Consider the following 18,181-nt stretch of genomic DNA (forward strand, 5'->3'; position numbering starts at 1 on the left):
CCCGCGCGTCTCGCGCGAAGCAACGGGCGTCACGACCTGCCCCTGACATCCGTCACGGGTGCGCGCTCCTGGTCGTCGCAGGGCTCGCTCCCGGAGTCCCGGCGGTGTCCCGAGCGGCGGGCGGCCTCGCCCCTCGATCCCCGTGGACGGGCTACAGGTCCGCGGCCTCGCGGGCGCGGGTGAGGACGGCGTCGAGCATGGGCTCGGTCAGCCGACCGGTGAAGGTGTTCTGCTGGCTGGGGTGGAAGCACCCGAGGAGCAGGACGTCGGGGCGGCCGGCCCCCGCCCGCGGCACGGGCAGCAGCGCCTCGGCGGCGTGGCCGAAGCGGGGCTTGGGGGTCGGGACGACGTGGCCGAGGTCGCGCAGGGTGCGCAGCGCGACGTCCCAGCCGAACGACCCGAGCGTGACGACCACCCGGACGTCGGGCATCAGCCGCAGCTCCGCGGTCATCCACGGCGCGCAGGTGTCGCGCTCGGCCGGGGTGGGCTTGTTGGCGGGCGGCGCGCAGCGCACGCCCATCGTCATCCGCGTGTGCAGCAGCTGCTGGCCGTCCCCGGCGTGCAGGCTCGTCGCCTGCGTCGCGAGCCCGGCGCGGTGCAGCGCCGCGTGGAGCCAGTCCGCGGAGCGGTCGCCGGTGAAGATCCGGCCGGTCCGGTTGCCGCCCTGCGCGGCGGGGGCCAGCCCGACCACGACGATCCGGGCGTCGAGCGGGCCCATGCCCGCGAGCGGGCGGCCGAAGTACGGCTCGTCGGCGTACGACGCCCGCTTGGTGACGGCGACCTCCTCGCGCCAGGCGACCAGACGGGGACAGGCGCGGCACACGGTGGCCGCGGCGTCGAGGGCCGCCAGCCCGTCGGCGCCGCCGGTCCTCACGGCCGCGGCGGCGACGCGACGGACCCCGGCGGCCGTGGTGGCCACCGGGGTCGTGTCGTCGGCCTGGTCACCGGGCCAGCCGGTGCCCGGCGGCACGGGCGAGGCGAACCGCTCCCCGGTCAGGGGGTGCGGCAGGCCGTCGTCCGCGTGGGGCCGGGTGCTCAGGAGGTGGGCGGCGGGCCGGCCGGCGGCTGCTGCTGCTGGGCCTCCTCGGCGGCGTCCTGCGCGGCGTCGGCGGCGGCGTCAGCCGCGTCGGCCGTCTTGTCGGCGGCCTTGTCGGCGGCGTCCGCGGCCACGTCGGCGGCGCGCCCGACGGCACCCTCGACCTTGTCGGACAGGCCGCTGTCGCTGGAGCGGGTGGCCTCCGCGGCGTCCTCGGCGGCACCCCTCGCGGCGCCGGCGGCCTGGGCGGCGGCGTCCTTGACCTTCTCGGCCACGACCGGCGCCTGCTCCTTGACCGTCTCGGTCACCTGCTCGGTGGCCCGCTGCACCTGCGGGTTGCTGCGCACCTTGCCGGCGGCGGCGAGGATCTCCTCGTACCGGTCACGACCGGCCTTCGCTCCCAGCACGTACCCCGCGCCGAACGCGGCGAGCATCGTCAGCTTGCTCATCAGAGGTCCTTCCCTCGTCGTCGTCTACCGAACCCTAGTGGGGGGCCGGTGGGTGGGTGCGGGTCACGCCCGGCGCAGCACCTCGGCGGCGATCCCGTCGAGGATGTCGCCGACCGAGGCGATGAGCCGCGGTGACCCGGTGCGCGCCAGTACCCGTTCGAGCACGACTCCCCCGGCGGGGAGGACATCGGCCCGACCGGGGTCGATCCAGCCGGTCGCGACACGCTCCGCGGTCGTCATCGCCGCCACCCTGGCCACGAGCGCGACGAGGTCACCGGCGTCGCACACCGCCTGGTCGACGGCCTCGAGGTCGCGGGCGCCGTGCAGCCCCGCGGCGAGGGTCAGGACGGTGCCGGCCACGCCGACGACCGTGCGCGCGGCGCCCGGGTCGACCCCGTGCGCCCGGGCCGCGTCGAGGGCGGCGTCCACGTCGCGGGCGCAGGCGGCGAGCTCGCCGGCGGTCGGCGGGTCGGTGCGGAGGTGTCGCTCGGCGAGGCGGACGGCGCCGACGTCGGCGCTGTGGCCGACCGCCTCCGCCGGCCGCGCGGGGTCACCGAGCACGAGCTCGGTCGAGCCGCCGCCGATGTCGACGACGAGCACCGGGCCGGGGGTCCCGGGCGGGAGGCCGGCGACGGCGCCGGCGAACGTCAGCGCCGCCTCGGTCGGCCCGTCGAGGACGTCGGGCTCGACCCCGAGCCGGTCGCGGACGCCGACGGCGAGGGCCGCACGGTCGTCGTCGCCCGCGGCGTCGCGGACGGCGGAGGTGGCGCAGAACCGCACCCGCTCGACGCCGGCGTCGGCGACCAGGGTGGCGTACTCGTCGAGGGCGGCGAACAGGCGGCCCAGCGCGGCGGGAGCCAGCCGGCCGGTGGCGTCGACGCCCTCGCCGAGGCGCACGATCCGGCCCACCCGCAGGACGACGCCGTCCTCGTCACGGACGAGCAGGCGGACGGTGTTCGTGCCGCAGTCGACGGCGGCGACCCTCACGCCACCCTCACCCGGCGGCGCCCGGCGGCTCGTCCTCCGCGGCGACGCAGGGGCCCTGGGCCCACCACTGTCCCACCCGCTCGAGGGTCTCGTCGCCGAACGGGTTGACGCCCGGGCCCTGCGCCAGCGACTGCGCCGCCAGCGCGTGCAGGCACTTCACCCGGGTGGGCATGCCACCGGCCGACACCCCGGCGATCTCCGGCACGGCGCCGAGGTCGGCCTCGATCGCGCCGCGCGCCTCGAGGTACCGCTCGTGCGCGGCGGCGTACCTCGCGGCGAGCTCGGGGTCGTCACCCAGCCGGTCCTGCATCCCGGCCATCTGCCCGGTCCCCTCCAGGGTCCCGATGAGCGACGCGAGGCGCGGGCAGGTGAGGTAGTAGGTGGTGGGGAACGGCGTGCCGTCGGGCAGCCGCGGCTCGGTGGTGAGGACGTCGGGCAGCCCGCACCCGCACCGGTGCCCCACGGCGTGGACGCCGCGGGCCGGGCGGCCGAGCTGGCGTCGGACGGCGGCCAGGTCCTGCTCGCTCGCGGGCTCGCCACCGGGCGGGGTCGCGGGGGTCGGCGGGGCGGTCACCGGCCGGACCCGGAGCCCGGGCCGATCTGCTCGGCGGGCTCCTTCTCGGGCACCTGCTGGGGGCGGCCGGCGATCTCGACGGACTCCCAGGCGGTCTTCCACCAGGCCGTCGGGCGCTCCGGCTCGGGCTCCGTCTCGGGCAGGCCGTTGCCGGCGCCCAGCGGCTCGCCGTCCTCGTCCAGCACCTGGAACCCGGTCTCGCCGGGCATCAGGTAGCCGAAGCGGGCCCGCGCCTGGGAGGCCAGGTAGACCGGGTCCTCCCAGCGTCGCTGCTCCCGCTCGAGCGCGGTGATGGCGTCCTGCCGCTCGGCGATCTCGGCCTTCACGTCCGCGATGTGCTCACGCTGCACGAGGTAGGCACGCAGGGACGAGGCGTAGGAGACGACGAGCACGGCGAGGACCAGCGCGAGGATCGCGCCGCGGCTGGTGACCCGGGGTCGTTCCCTCCGGGGCGTACGCGCCGCCCCGCCGGGCCCCGCGGGGCCCGGTCGCTTCGCCGTCGTCGCCATGCTCGTGGTCGCCCGTCGGGCCCCGCTCAGCGCCCCGCGCGGGGGAAGGCGCCGGCGCCGGCGTACCGGGCGGCGTCGCCGAGCTCGGACTCGATCCGCAGGAGCTGGTTGTACTTCGCGACGCGGTCGGAGCGGGCCGGGGCGCCGGACTTGATCTGGCCGCAGTTGGTGGCGACGGCGAGGTCGGCGATGGTGACGTCCTCGGTCTCGCCGGAGCGGTGGCTCATCATGCAGCGGTAGCCGGAGCGGTGCGCGAGGTCGACGGCGTCGAGGGTCTCGGTCAGCGAGCCGATCTGGTTGACCTTGACCAGCAGCGCGTTGGCCTGGCCGCCCTCGATGCCGCGGCGCAGGCGCTCGGGGTTGGTGACGAAGAGGTCGTCGCCGACGATCTGCACCTTGTCGCCGAGCAGGTCGGTGATGGCCTTCCAGCCGTCCCAGTCGTCCTCGTCCAGCGGGTCCTCGATCGACACGATCGGGTAGGCGCCGGCGAGCTCCGCGTAGTAGTCGGTCATCTGCGCGGCGGAACGCTTCTTGCCCTCGAAGGTGTACTTGCCCTTCTCGCAGAACTCGGTCGCGGCCACGTCGAGCGCGAGCGCGACGTCGGTGCCCAGCTTCAGGCCGGCGGCCTTGACCGCGTCGGCGATGAGGTCGAGCGCGGCACGGTTCGACTTCAGGTCGGGCGCGAAGCCGCCCTCGTCGCCGACGCCGGTGGCGAGGCCCTTCTTCTTCAGCACCGACTTCAGGGCGTGGTAGACCTCGGCGCCCTGCTGGACGGCCTCGGAGAACGACGCCGCGCCGATCGGCGCGATCATGAACTCCTGGATGTCGACGTTGGTGTCGGCGTGGGCGCCGCCGTTGAGGATGTTCATCATCGGCACCGGCAGGACGTGGGCGTTGGGCCCGCCGACGTAGCGGTAGAGCGGCAGGCCGGCGGACTCCGCGGCGGCCTTCGCGACCGCGAGGGAGACGCCGAGCACCGCGTTCGCGCCGTACGTCGCCTTGTTGGGCGTCGCGTCGAGCTGGATCATCACCTGGTCGACGAGCCGCTGGTCGTCGGCCTCAAGGCCCTCGACCGCGGCGGCCAGGGTGTCGTTGACGCCGTCGACGGCCTTGCGGACGCCCTTGCCGAGGTAGCGGTCACCGCCGTCGCGCAGCTCCACCGCCTCGAAGGCACCGGTCGACGCGCCGCTCGGGACGGCGGCGCGGCCGAAGGCGCCGTCCTCCAGCTGGACCTCCACCTCGACGGTGGGGTTGCCGCGGGAGTCGAGGATCTCGCGGGCTCCGACGGCTTCGATGGCTGCCACTGGTGCTCCTGGGGTCGACGTGGGTCGGGGCCTCGCGGCCCCCGACGGGCGCTCGTCAGCCTAACGGCGTCCGGGGCCCCGGTGCCGCCTCCCGCGCCCGTGCGGACGAACCGGGGCGGCCCGGTGCGCGTGGTGCGCTCCGGACCGCCCCGGTCCTGGGTCGTGCTGGGTCGTGCGGGTGGTGCTAGTTGCGGGTGACCCGGAGGATCCGCAGCGGGCTGTTCGCCCGGGTGGTGGTCTCCGACGGCAGGACGACCGCACGGATGCGGTGCTTGCCGGCCGGCTGCTTCGGCAGGCCGACGACGAACGAGCCGTCGCGGCGCACCGTGCGGGTCGCGATGACCTCGCCCGCCTTGCGGATCTGCAGGGTGAGCTCGGTCGGCTCGGCGTCCCCGAGGTCGAGCTCGACCAGCGCCCGCGGCTTCTGGCCGACGGTGATCGGGTTCCGCTCGAGCGTCATGCCCAGGTCCGGCGTGGTCGGCTCGGGCTCGGGCTCCGGGTCGGTCGGGGGCTGCACGCCCTCGACGCCGCCGGCGGCCCACAGCAGCCCGTGACCCAGCTGGCTGTACGCGCCGCGGGTGTAGGTGCGGTACGTCGGCAGGGTGCCGAAGACCATGGCGTTGGAGCCGCCACGGGTGCTGCCGGAGATGACCGACGGCTTGCCGCCGGCCGCCGAGGCGTCCAGGGCCGGGTTGCCCGAGAAGTCGGTGTCGTCCCAGTGACCGGCCACGAGGGGGTTGCCCTCGCCGTACCGGGCCTCGACCTCGGTGTTGACCCCCAGGTTGGTGAACCAGGTCGCCGGGGCGACGAAGCCGTACGGCTGCGCGACCGGCTCGAGGAGGCTGCCCTCGGGGGTGTCGACGTCGACGATGCCGGTGCCCTCGACGTTGCCGGCGACCGCGGTGGCGGTGAGCAGGCCGAAAGCGGTGGCGAACGACGTGGCGCCCGCACCCCGCCCGGCCATGCCGCGGCCCTCGCGCAGGAACGCGCGGACCTGGTCGGCCCCCGCGGTCTGGGCGGAGGTGAAGGAGAGCCCGCCGCCGAGGTAGAGCACGTCGACGTCGGACAGGTCGATCGAGCCGTCGGTGAGCCCGGCGGACGTCAGCAGCACGAGGTCGTCGAAGCCCATCTGGCCGAGGGCCAGGCGGTCGTCGGCGGTGCCCGTGAACCCGACGGTCAGGTCGTCGAGGCCCTTGGCGCCCTCGCTGGCGAGCAGGTCGCCGACCTCGGACCGGTCGACGGCCTCGAAGGCGACGTCGTGCGCCTCCACGGCGGCCGCCGCGGCGTCGTACGACGCCTGGTCGTCGCCCAGCACGACGCTGCCCGACGGCAGCCAGGTGACCGGGACGCCGGCCTCGAGCACGTCGTTCAGCGCGCGCAGCTCGGCGCCGCCCAGGAGGTCGAGGCGGAGGAACTCGCCGGTCGGCGGGGCGGAGCCCACCGGGGCGGAGGCGTCGACCCGCTCGACCGCGACGGGGAGGTCCGCGTCGGTGGTGGAGCCCACCGGACGGGTCGTGGCGCCCCAGATCAGGCCGGGGGCCCACGCCGAGACGTCGTACATCGACTCGACGCGGTCGGAGATGTCGCTGCCCGCGTCGAGCAGCGAGTTCGCCAGGCCGCGCATCGGCTGGTGCATGTCGACGACGTACGAGCCGGCCGGGTAGGTCGTGCCCTCCACGTCGAAGTCGGCGGTGGCCCGCGAGACCTCGATGTCGTGGGCGAGCAGGAAGTCGACGAGAGCCGCCGCGTCGGACTCGGAGCGCTGCGTCTCGCCGGTGCCGATCACGTAGGCGCGCGGCAGGTCGGCGGCGTACGCCTCACCGCCGTCGGCGTCCCACTCGGACTGCCACTGCGTCGGGCCGGGGACCGTGGTCGGGTCCAGGATCGGTTCGATCGGCTCGCCCGCCTCGCCGCGGCGGAACGTCTCGATCTGGTTGGCGAGCAGCTCGTCGCCGTTCGCGACCGAGTAGTCGACGGTGACGTCCATGACGACCGCGCCGACGGCCTTGTTGATCTCGGTGCGCTGCGGCGGGGTGTACTGCACCGGGGCGGTGCCGCGGCCGAGCGGGAGCTCGACGGTGCTGGTCACCGCGCCCTGGAACGCCATGTACTGCGCCGTGAAGATCGGCGGCCAGTCGTCCCAGCCCGACGGGATGTCGCGGTAGGGGATGAGGATGCCGCCGTCGGGCGTCAGCGGGTTGCCCTCGATGTCGGCCGCGACGACGGCCTCCTCGATCTCCAGCGCCGACTCGTAGGCGTGCGGGATGAACAGGTCGTAGTCGTAGTTCTCGCCGTGCGGCGGGCCGGTCGGCTCGACCTGGAGGTTGCCGGTGTAGCCGTGGAGGTCGGAGAAGAACAGCGGCTGGATGTCGTCCGCGAGGTCACGGATGATCGTCGTCTCGGGCGTGGTGTTGGTGATGAAGTCGCGGTTCGGGTCGAGGCCGAGCGCGGTCTGCCGGACGCCGTTCACGCGGCCGTCGGGGTTGTTGGTCACCGTGAAGTAGAGACGGTGGCCCCGCAGCAGGTCGAGCGCCGCGGTGTCGCCCGACTCGTAGGCCGCCACGACCTCGTCGATGTAGTCGAGCGTCATGTCGGCGCCCTCCCACTCGTTGCCGTGGATGTTGCCGTTGAACCAGATCGGCTTCTTGTAGCCGGCGGCCAGCGCGGTGTCCGTGGCGGCCGCGGCGGCGTCGTCCTTGATGGCCTCGCGCCACGCGGTCTGCTGCGCGGTCTGCGCCTCGGTCTCCGGCGCGGTCATCGTGACCAGGTAGATGTCGCGGCCCTGGGTCGACTGGCCGACCACCTGGGTCGACACGGAGTCCGTGCGGCGCATGACGCGCTGCAGGCGCGGCGCGATCTCGTCGTACGGGAAGGCCCCGCGGGCGATCGACGCGTCGGTCGGGTTGTCCGGGTAGACCTGGAGCTGCGGCTGGAACGGGTAGCTCGTCGGCGGCGCCGGCACGGCGGACTCGGCCTGGAGCTGTCGGGCGGTGGCCTCGGGGGAGGTCCGGACGGCGCGCGCGGGGGCGGCCGGCGCGGCGGACCGGGCGTCGGGGGCGCGCACGCCCTCGTCGTCCGGGGCCGCACTGGCGCTGGTCGCGCCGGTGATGAGGGTGCCGGTGAGCAGCAGCGCGAGGCTGCCGCCCGCCAGCGGTCCGAGTCGACTCACTGGGGGTGGTCCTTTCGAGTGGGGGTGTGAGGATCCTGTCGGACCCTGTGCTTCCTGTGGTCGCGGTTCGGTAACGCTTGCGTCGGCAGAGGACCCGCCCCGTCGGTGGGCGAGGATGGGGGCGTGAGCGAACCCCGGCGCCGTCTCCCCCACGGCGTTTACGACGACGGCGTCGACCCCGACGTCCGCTTCTCGCTGGCCAACGAGCGCACCTACCTCGCGTGGGTCCGCACGGGTCTCGCCCTGGTCGCCGGCGCGGTCGCCGTCCACTCCCCCGTGCTCGACCTCGGCCCCGTCGTCGGCACGCTGCTGTCGGCGTGGCTGCTCCTGCTCGCGGCCACCTGCGTCGGCCAGGGCTGGTGGCGGTGGCAGCGCACCGAGAGGGCGTTGCGTCGCACCGGCCACCTGCCCGGCTTCGGCGGCGGGCTCGCGTTCGGCCTGGGTGTCGGCACCCTGGTCCTCGGCGTCACCGTCGCCACCCTCCTCGCCCTCCTCTAGGTCGAGCCGGCACGACCGAGCCTGCGAGGCCGTGACGAGGCGCAGGTCGAGCGAGCGCACGACCGAGCCTGCGAGGTCGCGTTCGCGGGTCGAGACCCGGTGAGCCGGGCGACGCCGGAGCCACGGCTCGCCGGTCTCGACGAGCTCGACTGGCGCTGGCGGTGATCGAGACCGAGAACGGGTGCGCAGACGTGCCGACTCGACCCCGATCCGGTGCGCAGACGTGCCGACTCGACCCCGATCCGGTGCGCAGACGTGCCGACCCGGCGGTCAGCGGGTCCAGCGGGGCAGGAGGGCCCGGGGCGAGCGGGCGCGCCAGGCGCCCAGCCAGACCCCGGCGCCGTACGCGAGGTCGTCGAGCCGGTGGGCGGCGGCGTAGCGGAGGGGGTCGAGCGCGGCGCGGGTACGGCGGTGGTCGGCGAGGGCCTCGGCGACCGCGGCGAGGACGACGACCCGGCGGGCGCGGCGCGACACGGCGCAGGCGGCGAGGGCGAGGGGCCAGTGGTGACGGGTGATCGAGCCGGCGGTCTGGTGGGCGGTGGCGCGGACGCCGGAGCCGACGAGGCGGGCGGCGACGAGGTGCGGCGAGTCCGCGGCGGGCACCTTCGCCGCGACCCGGTGCGTGGTCACCGCGAGGACGGCGGCCGCGGCGAGGGGCGACCACCGTCGCTGCGCGAGGACGGCGACCGTCAGCGCGACGCTCCAGGGCGCCACGACCGCGGGGGCGACCGCGTCGCCGTGGCGGGCGGCGAGCATGGCGGCCCCCGTGCCGTAGTAGGCCTTGCGCCGCAGCCACGCCCCGGTCGCGGTGCGGTGGCGGTGGGCGACCTCGACGGCGGGGTCGTACCGCGCGCGCCACCCGTCGGCGACCGCGCGCCAGACGAGGTCGACGTCCTCGGCCACCCGCAGGTCCGCGTCGAAGCCGTCCCGGACCGCCGCGGTCCGCGCGACCAGGCACGCGCTCGGTAGGTAGGACACCGCCGACCCGGGTCGGACGCCGGCGGGCAGGTCGCCCAGGTCGAGCGACGAGCGCGCACGCTCGTAGCCCGCGACCCACCCCTCCCGGCCGGGCCGCGCGGCGGGGGCAGCGGTGATGCGCGGCGCCGCGAGCCCGACCCGCGGGTCGTCCAGGTGGGCCAGGAGCCGACGCAGCCAGAGGTCCCCCTCGGGCCGCACGTCCGCGTCGCAGAAGCAGACCGCGGGGGTCCGGACCCCGGCCAGGCCGGTGTTGCGCGCGACCGCCGGCCCCCGGTTCTCGCGGTGGCGCAGCAGGATGGCGCCCGGGCGGGCCGCGACGACCCGGCGGACCGCGAGGGCGTCCGGCGAGGCGTCGTCCACGACCACGACGGGCACCTCGGGCGGCAGGGCCGCGAGCAGTGCGGCGACCCCGTCGGCGTCGTCGTAGGCCGGCACCACCACCGTGACCGCGTCGCCCAGCGAGACCGGGCCCCGGGAGGGGACGGGGTCGGCCATCCCGGCGTCCAGCAGCGAGCGGGCGAGCGAGGCGTCGACGTCGTCCGCCACCACGAGCCCCGTGCCGTCGGGCCCGCCCAGCCGCGCCACGGCCGTGCGGGAGAGGCGCAGCACGCTGCCGGCCGTGCCGCCGACGAGCAGCAGGCCGTCCCCGGACGCCGCGCGGCGCGTGCGCCGGGACAGAGTGATCGCGAACCCGTCGGGGAGGCGACCGGCAGGAGCGTCGACGGCGGCACTGGTCACGGCGCGGGTTCCCGCGTCTGCGCCGGACGACGGGCCCGGAGGCGGCCGTCGTCGTCCACGTCGACGTCCTCGAGCTCGGCGACGACCCTGCTCACGAGCGCCTCGACGATCTCGCGTCCCTCGGCCGCCGACGACCCGGTCGGGTCGCCCAGGACGCCGTTCGGCGAGACCGCCCGGACCCCCTTCGCGACGAGCTCGGCCATCAGCTCGGACGCCGGGGTGGTGACGCCCGGCTCGGCGAGCCCCGGCTGCACCGACCACGGCGCGAGGTGGCGCAGGATCGAGGTCTCGGTGCGGCCGGCGTGCGCGTCGCCGCCGGGGACGCCGCAGCTCGTCCAGGCGACCGGCCGGCCCTCGTGGCGCAGCAGGGCGACCGCGCGCCTGAGGGTCGGCACGTTCCCGCCGTGGCCGTTCACGAGCACGACCCCCTGCGCCCACCGGCACGCGGACCGGCCGAGCTCGACGAGCAGCAGGTAGAGCGCCTCGTGGCCGATGGACACCGTGCCCGGGAAGTCCTCGTGCTCGCCCGAGGCGCCGTACGACACCGTCGGGGCGACCGTGATGCGCCGCCCCGCCGCGACCAGCCGCTCGGCGGCCAGGCGGGCGACGGCCGCGGCGACCATCGTGTCCGTGCCGAGCGGCAGGTGGGGGCCGTGCTGCTCGGTGGAGCCGACGGGCACCAGCACCAGCGTCCCGCCGTCGTCGTCCAGCAGCGGCCACCGCCGCTGGGCGAGGGCGTGGTGGACGTGGCGCGGGGGCCCGCCGGGCTCGCTCACATGCCCGCCAGCGGACTCTCGTCGCAGGCGGACGTCGGCTTCCGCCGCATCAGGGTCAGCGGCACGATCCCGCTCGGGGCGTTGCGGACCGTCCCGGTGTGCGAGTGGTCCTGCGACTGCCCCGGCAGCGTCGTCCGGTCGACCGCGGCCAGCGCCTCGGCGCTGTTGCCCTTCACGCACTCCGGGTCGGGGCCGTCCAGCGGCAGTCCGGTGAAGAACTTCGCCGCCATGCACCCGCCCCGGCAGGCGTCGTACGCCGAGCACTGCGTGCAGGCCCCGCCGGTCTGCGGGCTGCGCAGGTCGGCGAACAGCTCCGAGTGCTTCCACACCCCGTCGAAGCCGTCGACGTGCTGTCCCCGCGGGTCGGCGTGGCCCTCGCGCACGTTCCCGGCGAGGAACCGGTCGTGGATCGCGAACGGGCACGCGTAGACGTCCCCGACCGGGTCCACCAGGCACACCACCCGGCCGGCGCCGCACAGGTTGAGACCGGGCAGTCCGCCGGTGCCGTCCTGCTCGGCGTACGCCGCGAGGTGGAAGAAGGAGTCCCCGGTCAGGACGCCCTCCCCGTGGGCGACGAGCCAGTCGTACAGCTCGCGCTGCTGCTCGGGCAGCGGGTGCAGCTCGTCCCAGACGTCCGCCCCGCGGCCGGACGGCCGGAGGCGGGTCAGCCGCAGCTGGGCGCCGTAGCGGTCGGCGATGGCCTTGAACTCGTCGAGCTGGGAGATGTTGTGGCGGGTGCAGACGACCGACAGCTTGAAGTCCTTCATGCCCGCGGCCTGCATGTTCGCCATCGCGGTTATCGCGGCGTCGTAGGTGCCGACGCCGCGCACGGCGTCGTTCACCTCGGGCGTCGCGCCGTCCAGGGAGATCTGGACGTCGACGTAGTCGGTCGCCGCCAGCCGGGCGGCCCGCTCGGGGGTGATGCGGAAGCCGTTCGTCGAGAACTTCACGCCCACGTGGTGGTCGACGGCGTAGTCGAGGAGCTCCCAGAAGTCCGGGCGCACCGTCGGCTCGCCGCCACCGATGTTGACGTAGAAGATCTGCATCCGCTCGAAGGTGTCGATGAGCGCCTTGCACTCCTCGGTGGTCAGCTCGCGCGGGTCGCGGCGACCGGAGCTCGACAGGCAGTGCAGGCACGACAGGTTGCAGGCGTAGGTCAGCTCCCACGTCAGGCAGATCGGCGCGTCCAGGCCGAGCTCGAACTGGTCGACCAGGCGGTTCTGCTTCGGCGTCGGCCGCTGGGGCAGCACCGGCTCGAGGTCACCCGGGTCGGACGGGGCGACGGAGGGGCGTTCGGGGGCAAGCGTCATGCGGCGCGCTCCTTGATGATGCCCGTGCGGGCGAGGGTCTCCAGCGCCCCGAGGTACGCCGTCCGCTCGCGCTCGGCCACGCCGGCGGCGACGAGGGCGTCGGTCACCGACGGCGCGTCGGCCAGCCCGCGGACGACGGTGACGAGGGTCGGGGTCTTGAGGAAGCTGAGCTGGCGGGTGTGGAAGTCGTAGGCGAGGGCCCCGAACGGCTCGGGACGCAGCGCGACCGAGCCCGACAGGCCCCAGGTCCCCTCCGGCCTCACGAGCGGGCTCGCGAGCGGGGTCGGGGAAGGTGCCGCCACGCTGCTGGACGGCTCGTGGGGGGCGACGGTCCCGGTCGGCTGCGTCCCGGAGGTCATGTCAGTAGACCCCGCACATGCCGTCGATGGAGACCTCCTCGACCAGCGCGTCGCTGGTGAGCTCGGCCTCGACTGCGCTGTCGGCTGAAGTGGTGTCCGGCTCCATCCGCGTCCTCCTCGGGTGCGCGGGACCCCGGTGGCCCCGTCGTCGTCCACGCTAGGAACGCGGCGGGGGACCCAGCACCCCCCGCGGCGACGGCACGACCTGCCTGATCGGGCAGGTGCGTGCCCGTTCGGCGGCAGTGTCTTCCGATCCCCACCTACTCCCGAGGGCAGTGACGTACCTAACGTCCACGGCCAGCACCACCCACCAGCCGGCCGCCCTCGCAAGGAGTACCGATGCAAGTAGACGAGCTGCTCAAGCCGTTCCCGATCAAGGAGTTCCACCCCTTCCCCCGCGCGCTCATGGGTCCCGGCGCGCACGAGATGATCGGCCCCGAGGCCCTCAAGCTGGGCTTCAAGAAGACGCTGATCATGACCTCGGGCCTCCGCGGCACGGACATCGTCCACAAGATCGCGGAGTCGATGAAGTACCACGGCCTCGAGGTCGTCATCTACGACAAGGTCGAGTCCAACCCCAAGGACTACAACGTCATGGACGCCGTGGGCCTCTACCAGGAGAACGCCTGCGACTCCTTCGTCTCCATCGGCGGCGGCTCGTCCCACGACGCCTGCAAGGGCGCCCGCGTCTCCGTCGCCCACGACGGCCGCAACGTCAACGAGTTCGAGGGCTTCAACATGTCCGAGAACCCGAAGAACCCGCCGCACATCGCGGTGTCCACGACGGCCGGCACCGGCTCCGAGACCTCGTGGGCGTACGTCATCACCGACACCACGACCGACCCGAGCAAGCCCCACAAGTACGTCGCCTTCGACGACGCCTCGGTGACGACGCTGGCGATCGACGACCCGGTCCTCTACTACGACTGCCCGATCGACTACACCGCGCAGTGCGGCTTCGACGTCCTCGCGCACGCCTCCGAGCCCTACGTCTCCCGCCTGAACTTCGAGCCCAGCCTCGGCAACGCCATCCGGGCCATCAAGCTCACCGCGGAGAACCTCCGCGAGGCGGTGTGGAACGGCCAGGACCTCAAGGGCCGTGAGGGCATGATGTACGCCCAGTACATCGCCGCCCAGGCCTTCAACTCCGGCGGCCTCGGCATCATCCACTCGATCAGCCACGCGGTGTCGGCGTTCTACGACACCCACCACGGCCTCAACAACGCGATCGCGCTCCCCCGCGTCTGGGCGTTCAACATGCCCGCGCAGTACAAGCGCTTCGCCGAGATCGCGGTGGCGATGGGCGTGGACGTCGGCGGCATGACCACCGTCCAGGCCGCGGACGCCGCGCTCGCCGCGTCGATCCGCCTGCTGCGCGACGTCGGGATCACCGAGAAGTTCACCGACGTCACCCAGGACTCCTACTCGAAGAACCGCCTCGGCCAGGGCCCGACCAAGTTCTACGAGAACGAGAAGGTCATCACCGGTGACGACGAGGACGTCGACCGCATCACGAACCACGTCCTCGGTGACGCCTGCACCCCGGGCAACGCCAAGGAGTGCACCTTCGAGACGGTCCGCCCGGTCGTCGACCACTGCATGAACGGCGACCTGGACGACCTGCTCGTCTGAGTCACCGGCGCCACTACGTCACCCGCACGTCCCGGTCCCGACAGGCTCGACCACCGGTGGTCGAGCCTCTCGGGACCCCTCCGGACCCACCCGATCCAACCCCCAGGAGACGCGTTGACCACGAGCCAGGACCAGCCGGCCACCACGGACCGGGGCAGCGACTTCGCGTCCGTGGACGACGTCCGCGAGCGGTTCGCCGCCGCCGGCTACCTCACCGACGAGCGCCTGGCGACCACCGTCTTCCTGCAGACCCGTCTCGACAAGCCGGTCCTCCTCGAGGGGCCCGCCGGCGTCGGGAAGACCCAGCTCGCGCAGAGCCTGGCCGCGGTCACGGGCCGCAAGCTCCTGCGGCTGCAGTGCTACGAGGGCCAGGACGAGACCAAGGCCCTCTACGAGTGGGACTACGGCAAGCAGCTGCTCTACACGCAGATGCTGCGCGAGAAGATCGGCCAGATCGTCGACGACACCTCCACCATCGCCGAGGCCGTCGAGCGCATCGCCGACCAGGACAGCGTCTTCTTCTCCGAGCGCTTCCTCGCCCCGCGCCCGCTGCTCGAGGCCATCGCGTCGCCCGAGCCCGTCGTCCTGCTCATCGACGAGGTCGACCGCGCCGACGAGGCGCTGGAGGCCGTCCTGCTCGAGCTGCTCGCGGAGTACCAGATCTCCATCCCCGAGATCGGCACCGTCGTCGCCGAGCACGCGCCGTACGTCGTCCTCACGTCGAACAACACCCGCGACCTCTCGGCGGCCCTCAAGCGCCGCTGCCTGCACCTGTTCCTCGACTACCCCGACGCGCAGCGCGAGCTGGACATCATCGCCAGCAAGGACACCGGCCTCGCCGAGTCGCTCGCCACCCGCCTCGTCGAAGTGGTCCGCCAGCTCCGCGAGCTCGACCTGCGCAAGGCGCCGTCGATCTCCGAGACGATCGACTGGGCGCGCACCCTCGCCGTCCTGGGGGTCTCGGAGCTGTCCGCCGACGTGCTGAGCTCGACCCTCAACGTCGTCGTGAAGTACGAGCGCGACCTCGCCCGCGCGCTGCGCGAGGTCCCGGCGCTGAGCGACCCGAACGCCGAGGTCCCCGACTCCGGCCACGGCCACGGCCACGGGCACGGCGAGGGCCACGGGCACGGCCACGAGGAGCCGAAGCGGCCCGCACCCGCCCCGGTCCCGCGCACCCCCGTCGAGGACGACGACGACCTCGGCGGCCCGTCCGGCAGGGAGAAGCGGGCCGCGAAGGACCAGCCCGGGCGCCACGACGAGGCCTACTACGGCTCGACGTCCAAGCCCGGCTCGTCGTCCGGCTCGCGCTCGGTGAGCAGCGGCCAGGGCGCCCGCTCGTTCCAGGGCACGCGCAAGCGGCCGGTCTGAGCGGGCGGGACGAGACGACGTGGAGGGCGCGCTGCACCGGTTCATCCGGTGGCTGCGGGTGCACGGCGTCCGCGTGAGCACCGCGGAGGCCATCGACGCCATGCACGCGACGTCCGCCCCGGGCGTGCTCGACGACCGCGAGGTGCTGAAGTCGGCGCTCGCGGTGACCCTGGTGAAGGACCGCCGCGACCTCGCCACCTTCGAGAGGGTCTTCGACCGCTTCTTCGGCCTGGTGCAGATCGCCGCCGAGGACGTCGGCCACGGCCACGGGCACGGCCACGACGACCTGGACGACGACGGCGAGCTCGAGAAGTTCTCGCTGTCGGAGGACCCGGGTGGCACCCCGGAGGAGGGTCACAACCACGACAAGCCGAAGGACATCAAGGAGTTCTTCAACCCCGAGGACATGGCGCAGCAGTTCAACCTGCACCAGGAGGCGAACCGCCTCGACATGGCCTCGATGACCGACGAGATCGTCTTCTCCGACGACACGAACGACTCCATGGGCGAGGCCGCCCGGGTCCAGATGTCGACCCAGCGGATGCACAACCCCGGCAACCCCGGCGAGCTGGCCGGCACCCCCGGGCTCGAGCTCGAGACCGAGCTGACCGTCGCCGAGGAGATGACCCTGCTCGCCTGGCTCGACGCGGGTGAGGACGACGCCGACGACGACGCCGACCCGGAGCACGCGGCCTCCCTGGCCGCGCTGCGGGAGGCGCTGGCGCCGTTCCTCGCCTCCCTGCCGGAGAAGCTGAAGGACCACCTCGAGAAGCTGATGGCCGCCGACCTCGAGATCGAGGAGCGGGAGATCGAGGCGGCCCAGGCCGAGACGATCGACGAGTCCGAGCGGGCCGCCCTGGAGGAGTCGCTGCGCCGCCTGCTGCGCTCCCTGCACGGGGCGCCGCGACCGCGGCGCAAGGCCTCCGCCCGGGGAACGGTCGACGGGCGCCGCACGATGCGGTCCAACATGCGCTACGACGGCGTCCCGTTCCGGCCGGTCACCGTGGCCAAGGTCGAGGACCGCCCGCGCCTGCTCGTGCTGTGCGACGTCTCGCTGTCGGTGCGCTCCACGGCGCGGTTCACCATGCACATGGTCCACGGCCTGCAGTCGGTGGCCGCCTCGGTGCGGACGTTCGCGTTCGTCGCCGACGTCGTCGAGACCACCGACCTCTTCGCCGAGCACCGCACCGAGGAGGCGCTCTCGCTGGTGCTGTCCGGCCTGCCGGCGGGCGGCGTCCTCGACGTCGACGCGGACTCCGACTACGGCACGGTCTTCGAGAACTTCCTGGAGCAGTTCGGGGGCGCCGTGACCCGGCGGACGACCCTGGTCGTGCTCGGTGACGGCCGCAGCAACGGCAAGGACCCCGGCCTGTCGGCCTTCGAGGAGCTCACCCGCCGCGCGCGGGAGACCGTGTGGCTGACCCCCGAGCCCCGCTACTCGTGGGGCCTGGGACGGTGCGACCTGCCGGCGTACGCCGACCACTGCTCGCGCATCCAGGTCGTCCGCAACCTCTCCGGGCTCGAGCGGGCCACCGAGCGACCCGTGGCGGGGCCGCGATGACGGTCCTCGTCCCCACCCACCCCGGCGCGCCGCTCGACCCGTTCGCGCCCCTGGTCGACGGCGTCTACCGCGACGCCGCGGTCGAGGTGTCCGCGCAGGCCGAGCCGCGGGGGGCCGCCGGCCCGGGCGTCGTCCGGACCACCCACTTCGAGCTGCGCCCGGGGCCCGGACGCATCCGCCTGACCCACGTGCTGGGCGCCGCCGAGGTGGACGACGACCTCGCGGGCCTGCTCGCCGACGAGCTGTTCGCCCCCGGCTGGCTGCGCGGGTCGGAGACGTTCGAGCGGGTCTTCACGGGGGTCGTCCGCAGCGTGGACGAGGACCCGGTGACCGCCTGGACCGCGTTCTACCGCAACACGATGGCGAAGGCCGCCGCGCCGGCCCCCGGGCCGGTCCCGGACGGTGCCCACGGCACGATCGCGGGCTACGCACCGGTCTGGGACCACGCCCTGCCGTACGCCGCCGGCTCCGCCTCGGTGCTCGAGCTCGGGTCGTGCTTCGGCTTCTTCGCGCTGCGGCTCGCGGCCGAGGGGCTCGCCGTGACCGCCAGCGACGTCTCCCCCGGCACGGTCGAGCTGCTGGCGAGCATCGCGCCGGCGCTCGGGCTCCCCCTGCAGGCGCTCGTCGCCGACGCCGCGCACGTGGGCGTCCCCGACTCCTCCTACGACACCGTGATCGCGCTGCACCTGCTCGAGCACCTCGACCCCGACCACGGCGACCGCGTCCTCGCGGAGGCGCTGCGGGTCGCCCGCCGGCGCGTCGTCGTCGCGGTCCCGCTCGAGGACGTCGCCGACGACACGTGGGGCCACGTCCGCACCGTCTCCCTCGCCGACCTCGACGCCTGGGGCGCCGCCACCGGTCTGCCCTACGACGTCCACGAGCACCACGGCGGGTGGCTGGTCGTCGACCTGTAGGCCGACCCGCCCCTCGTCC

17 protein-coding genes are annotated in these 18,181 nt (G+C 74.3%); 5 read left to right on the forward strand and 12 right to left on the reverse strand.

The window, feature by feature from the left end:
* Window positions 1–151 precede the first annotated feature (151 nt).
* The 7 genes from MJ876_RS04805 to MJ876_RS04835 all read right to left on the reverse strand — a co-directional run bounded on the left by MJ876_RS04805 (window position 152) and on the right by MJ876_RS04835 (window position 8,028).
* Complete coding sequence (locus MJ876_RS04805; protein WP_275694476.1) at window positions 152–1,009, reverse strand: uracil-DNA glycosylase; 858 nt, start codon at window positions 1,007–1,009, stop codon at window positions 152–154.
* 26 nt (window positions 1,010–1,035) lie between these two features.
* Complete coding sequence (locus MJ876_RS04810; RefSeq protein WP_240234937.1) at window positions 1,036–1,485, reverse strand: hypothetical protein; 450 nt, start codon at window positions 1,483–1,485, stop codon at window positions 1,036–1,038.
* Window positions 1,486–1,548: 63 nt separating this feature from the next.
* Complete coding sequence (locus tag MJ876_RS04815; RefSeq protein ID WP_240234938.1) at window positions 1,549–2,472, reverse strand: exopolyphosphatase; 924 nt, start codon at window positions 2,470–2,472, stop codon at window positions 1,549–1,551.
* A gap of 7 nt (window positions 2,473–2,479) precedes the next feature.
* The gene (locus MJ876_RS04820; RefSeq protein ID WP_374202457.1) at window positions 2,480–3,046 is read right to left on the reverse strand and encodes a DUF501 domain-containing protein; all 567 of its coding nucleotides are present in this window, start codon (window positions 3,044–3,046) and stop codon (window positions 2,480–2,482) included.
* A complete protein-coding gene (locus MJ876_RS04825; RefSeq protein ID WP_240234939.1) occupies window positions 3,043–3,555 on the reverse strand; it encodes a septum formation initiator family protein in 513 nt (170 codons plus the stop codon). The genes MJ876_RS04820 and MJ876_RS04825 overlap by 4 nt, the downstream gene beginning before the upstream one ends.
* A 26-nt stretch (window positions 3,556–3,581) precedes the next feature.
* Window positions 3,582–4,859 (reverse strand): phosphopyruvate hydratase, encoded by a 1,278-nt coding sequence (eno, locus tag MJ876_RS04830; RefSeq protein ID WP_240234940.1) that lies wholly within the window; start codon window positions 4,857–4,859, stop codon window positions 3,582–3,584.
* 184 nt (window positions 4,860–5,043) lie between these two features.
* Window positions 5,044–8,028: a M14 family zinc carboxypeptidase gene (locus tag MJ876_RS04835; RefSeq protein ID WP_240234941.1), complete on the reverse strand. Its 2,985-nt coding sequence runs from the start codon at window positions 8,026–8,028 to the stop codon at window positions 5,044–5,046.
* A 123-nt stretch (window positions 8,029–8,151) separates the two neighbouring features.
* Here MJ876_RS04835 and MJ876_RS04840 point away from each other — a divergent pair, with 123 nt between their 5' ends.
* Window positions 8,152–8,526, forward strand: a complete 375-nt coding sequence (locus MJ876_RS04840; protein ID WP_240234942.1) for a DUF202 domain-containing protein — start codon at window positions 8,152–8,154, stop codon at window positions 8,524–8,526.
* 270 nt (window positions 8,527–8,796) lie between these two features.
* Here the strand turns inward: MJ876_RS04840 and mftF are convergent, their stop codons facing one another.
* Genes mftF through mftA form a run of 5 tightly spaced genes read right to left on the reverse strand, consistent with a single transcriptional unit; the run spans window position 8,797 to window position 12,793 of the window.
* Entirely contained in the window at window positions 8,797–10,242 is a 1,446-nt protein-coding gene (gene mftF, locus MJ876_RS04845; protein ID WP_240234943.1) for a mycofactocin biosynthesis glycosyltransferase MftF, read from the reverse strand.
* The gene (gene mftE, locus MJ876_RS04850; RefSeq protein ID WP_240234944.1) at window positions 10,239–11,018 is read right to left on the reverse strand and encodes a mycofactocin biosynthesis peptidyl-dipeptidase MftE; all 780 of its coding nucleotides are present in this window, start codon (window positions 11,016–11,018) and stop codon (window positions 10,239–10,241) included. The genes mftF and mftE overlap by 4 nt, the downstream gene beginning before the upstream one ends.
* On the reverse strand, window positions 11,015–12,328 hold the full coding sequence (gene mftC, locus MJ876_RS04855) for a mycofactocin radical SAM maturase (protein WP_240234945.1): 1,314 nt from the start codon (window positions 12,326–12,328) through the stop codon (window positions 11,015–11,017). Before mftC ends, mftE begins: the two co-directional genes overlap by 4 nt.
* Window positions 12,325–12,687 (reverse strand): mycofactocin biosynthesis chaperone MftB, encoded by a 363-nt coding sequence (gene mftB / locus MJ876_RS04860; protein WP_240234946.1) that lies wholly within the window; start codon window positions 12,685–12,687, stop codon window positions 12,325–12,327. The genes mftC and mftB overlap by 4 nt, the downstream gene beginning before the upstream one ends.
* Window position 12,688: 1 nt before the next feature.
* Window positions 12,689–12,793: a mycofactocin precursor MftA gene (gene mftA, locus MJ876_RS04865; RefSeq protein WP_240234947.1), complete on the reverse strand. Its 105-nt coding sequence runs from the start codon at window positions 12,791–12,793 to the stop codon at window positions 12,689–12,691.
* A 233-nt stretch (window positions 12,794–13,026) separates the two neighbouring features.
* Between mftA and mdo the strand changes: the two genes are divergently transcribed.
* The 4 genes from mdo (at window position 13,027) to mftM (ending at window position 18,162) form a co-directional block, all read left to right on the forward strand.
* Window positions 13,027–14,319, forward strand: coding sequence for an NDMA-dependent methanol dehydrogenase (gene mdo, locus MJ876_RS04870; protein ID WP_240234948.1), 1,293 nt, complete (start codon window positions 13,027–13,029; stop codon window positions 14,317–14,319).
* Between the two features lie 114 nt (window positions 14,320–14,433).
* Window positions 14,434–15,687, forward strand: coding sequence for a MoxR family ATPase (locus tag MJ876_RS04875; RefSeq protein WP_240234949.1), 1,254 nt, complete (start codon window positions 14,434–14,436; stop codon window positions 15,685–15,687).
* Between the two features lie 19 nt (window positions 15,688–15,706).
* Window positions 15,707–17,248, forward strand: coding sequence for a VWA domain-containing protein (locus tag MJ876_RS04880; RefSeq protein ID WP_240234950.1), 1,542 nt, complete (start codon window positions 15,707–15,709; stop codon window positions 17,246–17,248).
* Window positions 17,245–18,162 (forward strand): mycofactocin oligosaccharide methyltransferase MftM, encoded by a 918-nt coding sequence (gene mftM, locus MJ876_RS04885; protein ID WP_240234951.1) that lies wholly within the window; start codon window positions 17,245–17,247, stop codon window positions 18,160–18,162. The genes MJ876_RS04880 and mftM overlap by 4 nt, the downstream gene beginning before the upstream one ends.
* The last annotated feature ends 19 nt before the right edge of the window (window positions 18,163–18,181 follow it).

The sequence above is a fragment of the Nocardioides sp. CFH 31398 genome (genome assembly GCF_022436705.1).
In the GTDB taxonomy this organism is placed as follows: Bacteria; Actinomycetota; Actinomycetes; order Propionibacteriales; family Nocardioidaceae; genus Nocardioides.

What these genes read in the sequence shown, in the direction of transcription:
- mftC (WP_240234945.1), bottom strand. Translation starts at nt 12,328, where the DNA reads ATGACGCTTGCCCCCGAACGCCCCTCCGTCGCCCCGTCCGACCCGGGT.
- mdo (WP_240234948.1), top strand. Translation starts at nt 13,027, where the DNA reads ATGCAAGTAGACGAGCTGCTCAAGCCGTTCCCGATCAAGGAGTTCCAC.
- mftB (WP_240234946.1), bottom strand. Translation starts at nt 12,687, where the DNA reads ATGACCTCCGGGACGCAGCCGACCGGGACCGTCGCCCCCCACGAGCCG.
- mftA (WP_240234947.1), bottom strand. Translation starts at nt 12,793, where the DNA reads ATGGAGCCGGACACCACTTCAGCCGACAGCGCAGTCGAGGCCGAGCTC.
- MJ876_RS04825 (WP_240234939.1), bottom strand. Translation starts at nt 3,555, where the DNA reads ATGGCGACGACGGCGAAGCGACCGGGCCCCGCGGGGCCCGGCGGGGCG.
- mftM (WP_240234951.1), top strand. Translation starts at nt 17,245, where the DNA reads ATGACGGTCCTCGTCCCCACCCACCCCGGCGCGCCGCTCGACCCGTTC.
- MJ876_RS04810 (WP_240234937.1), bottom strand. Translation starts at nt 1,485, where the DNA reads ATGAGCAAGCTGACGATGCTCGCCGCGTTCGGCGCGGGGTACGTGCTG.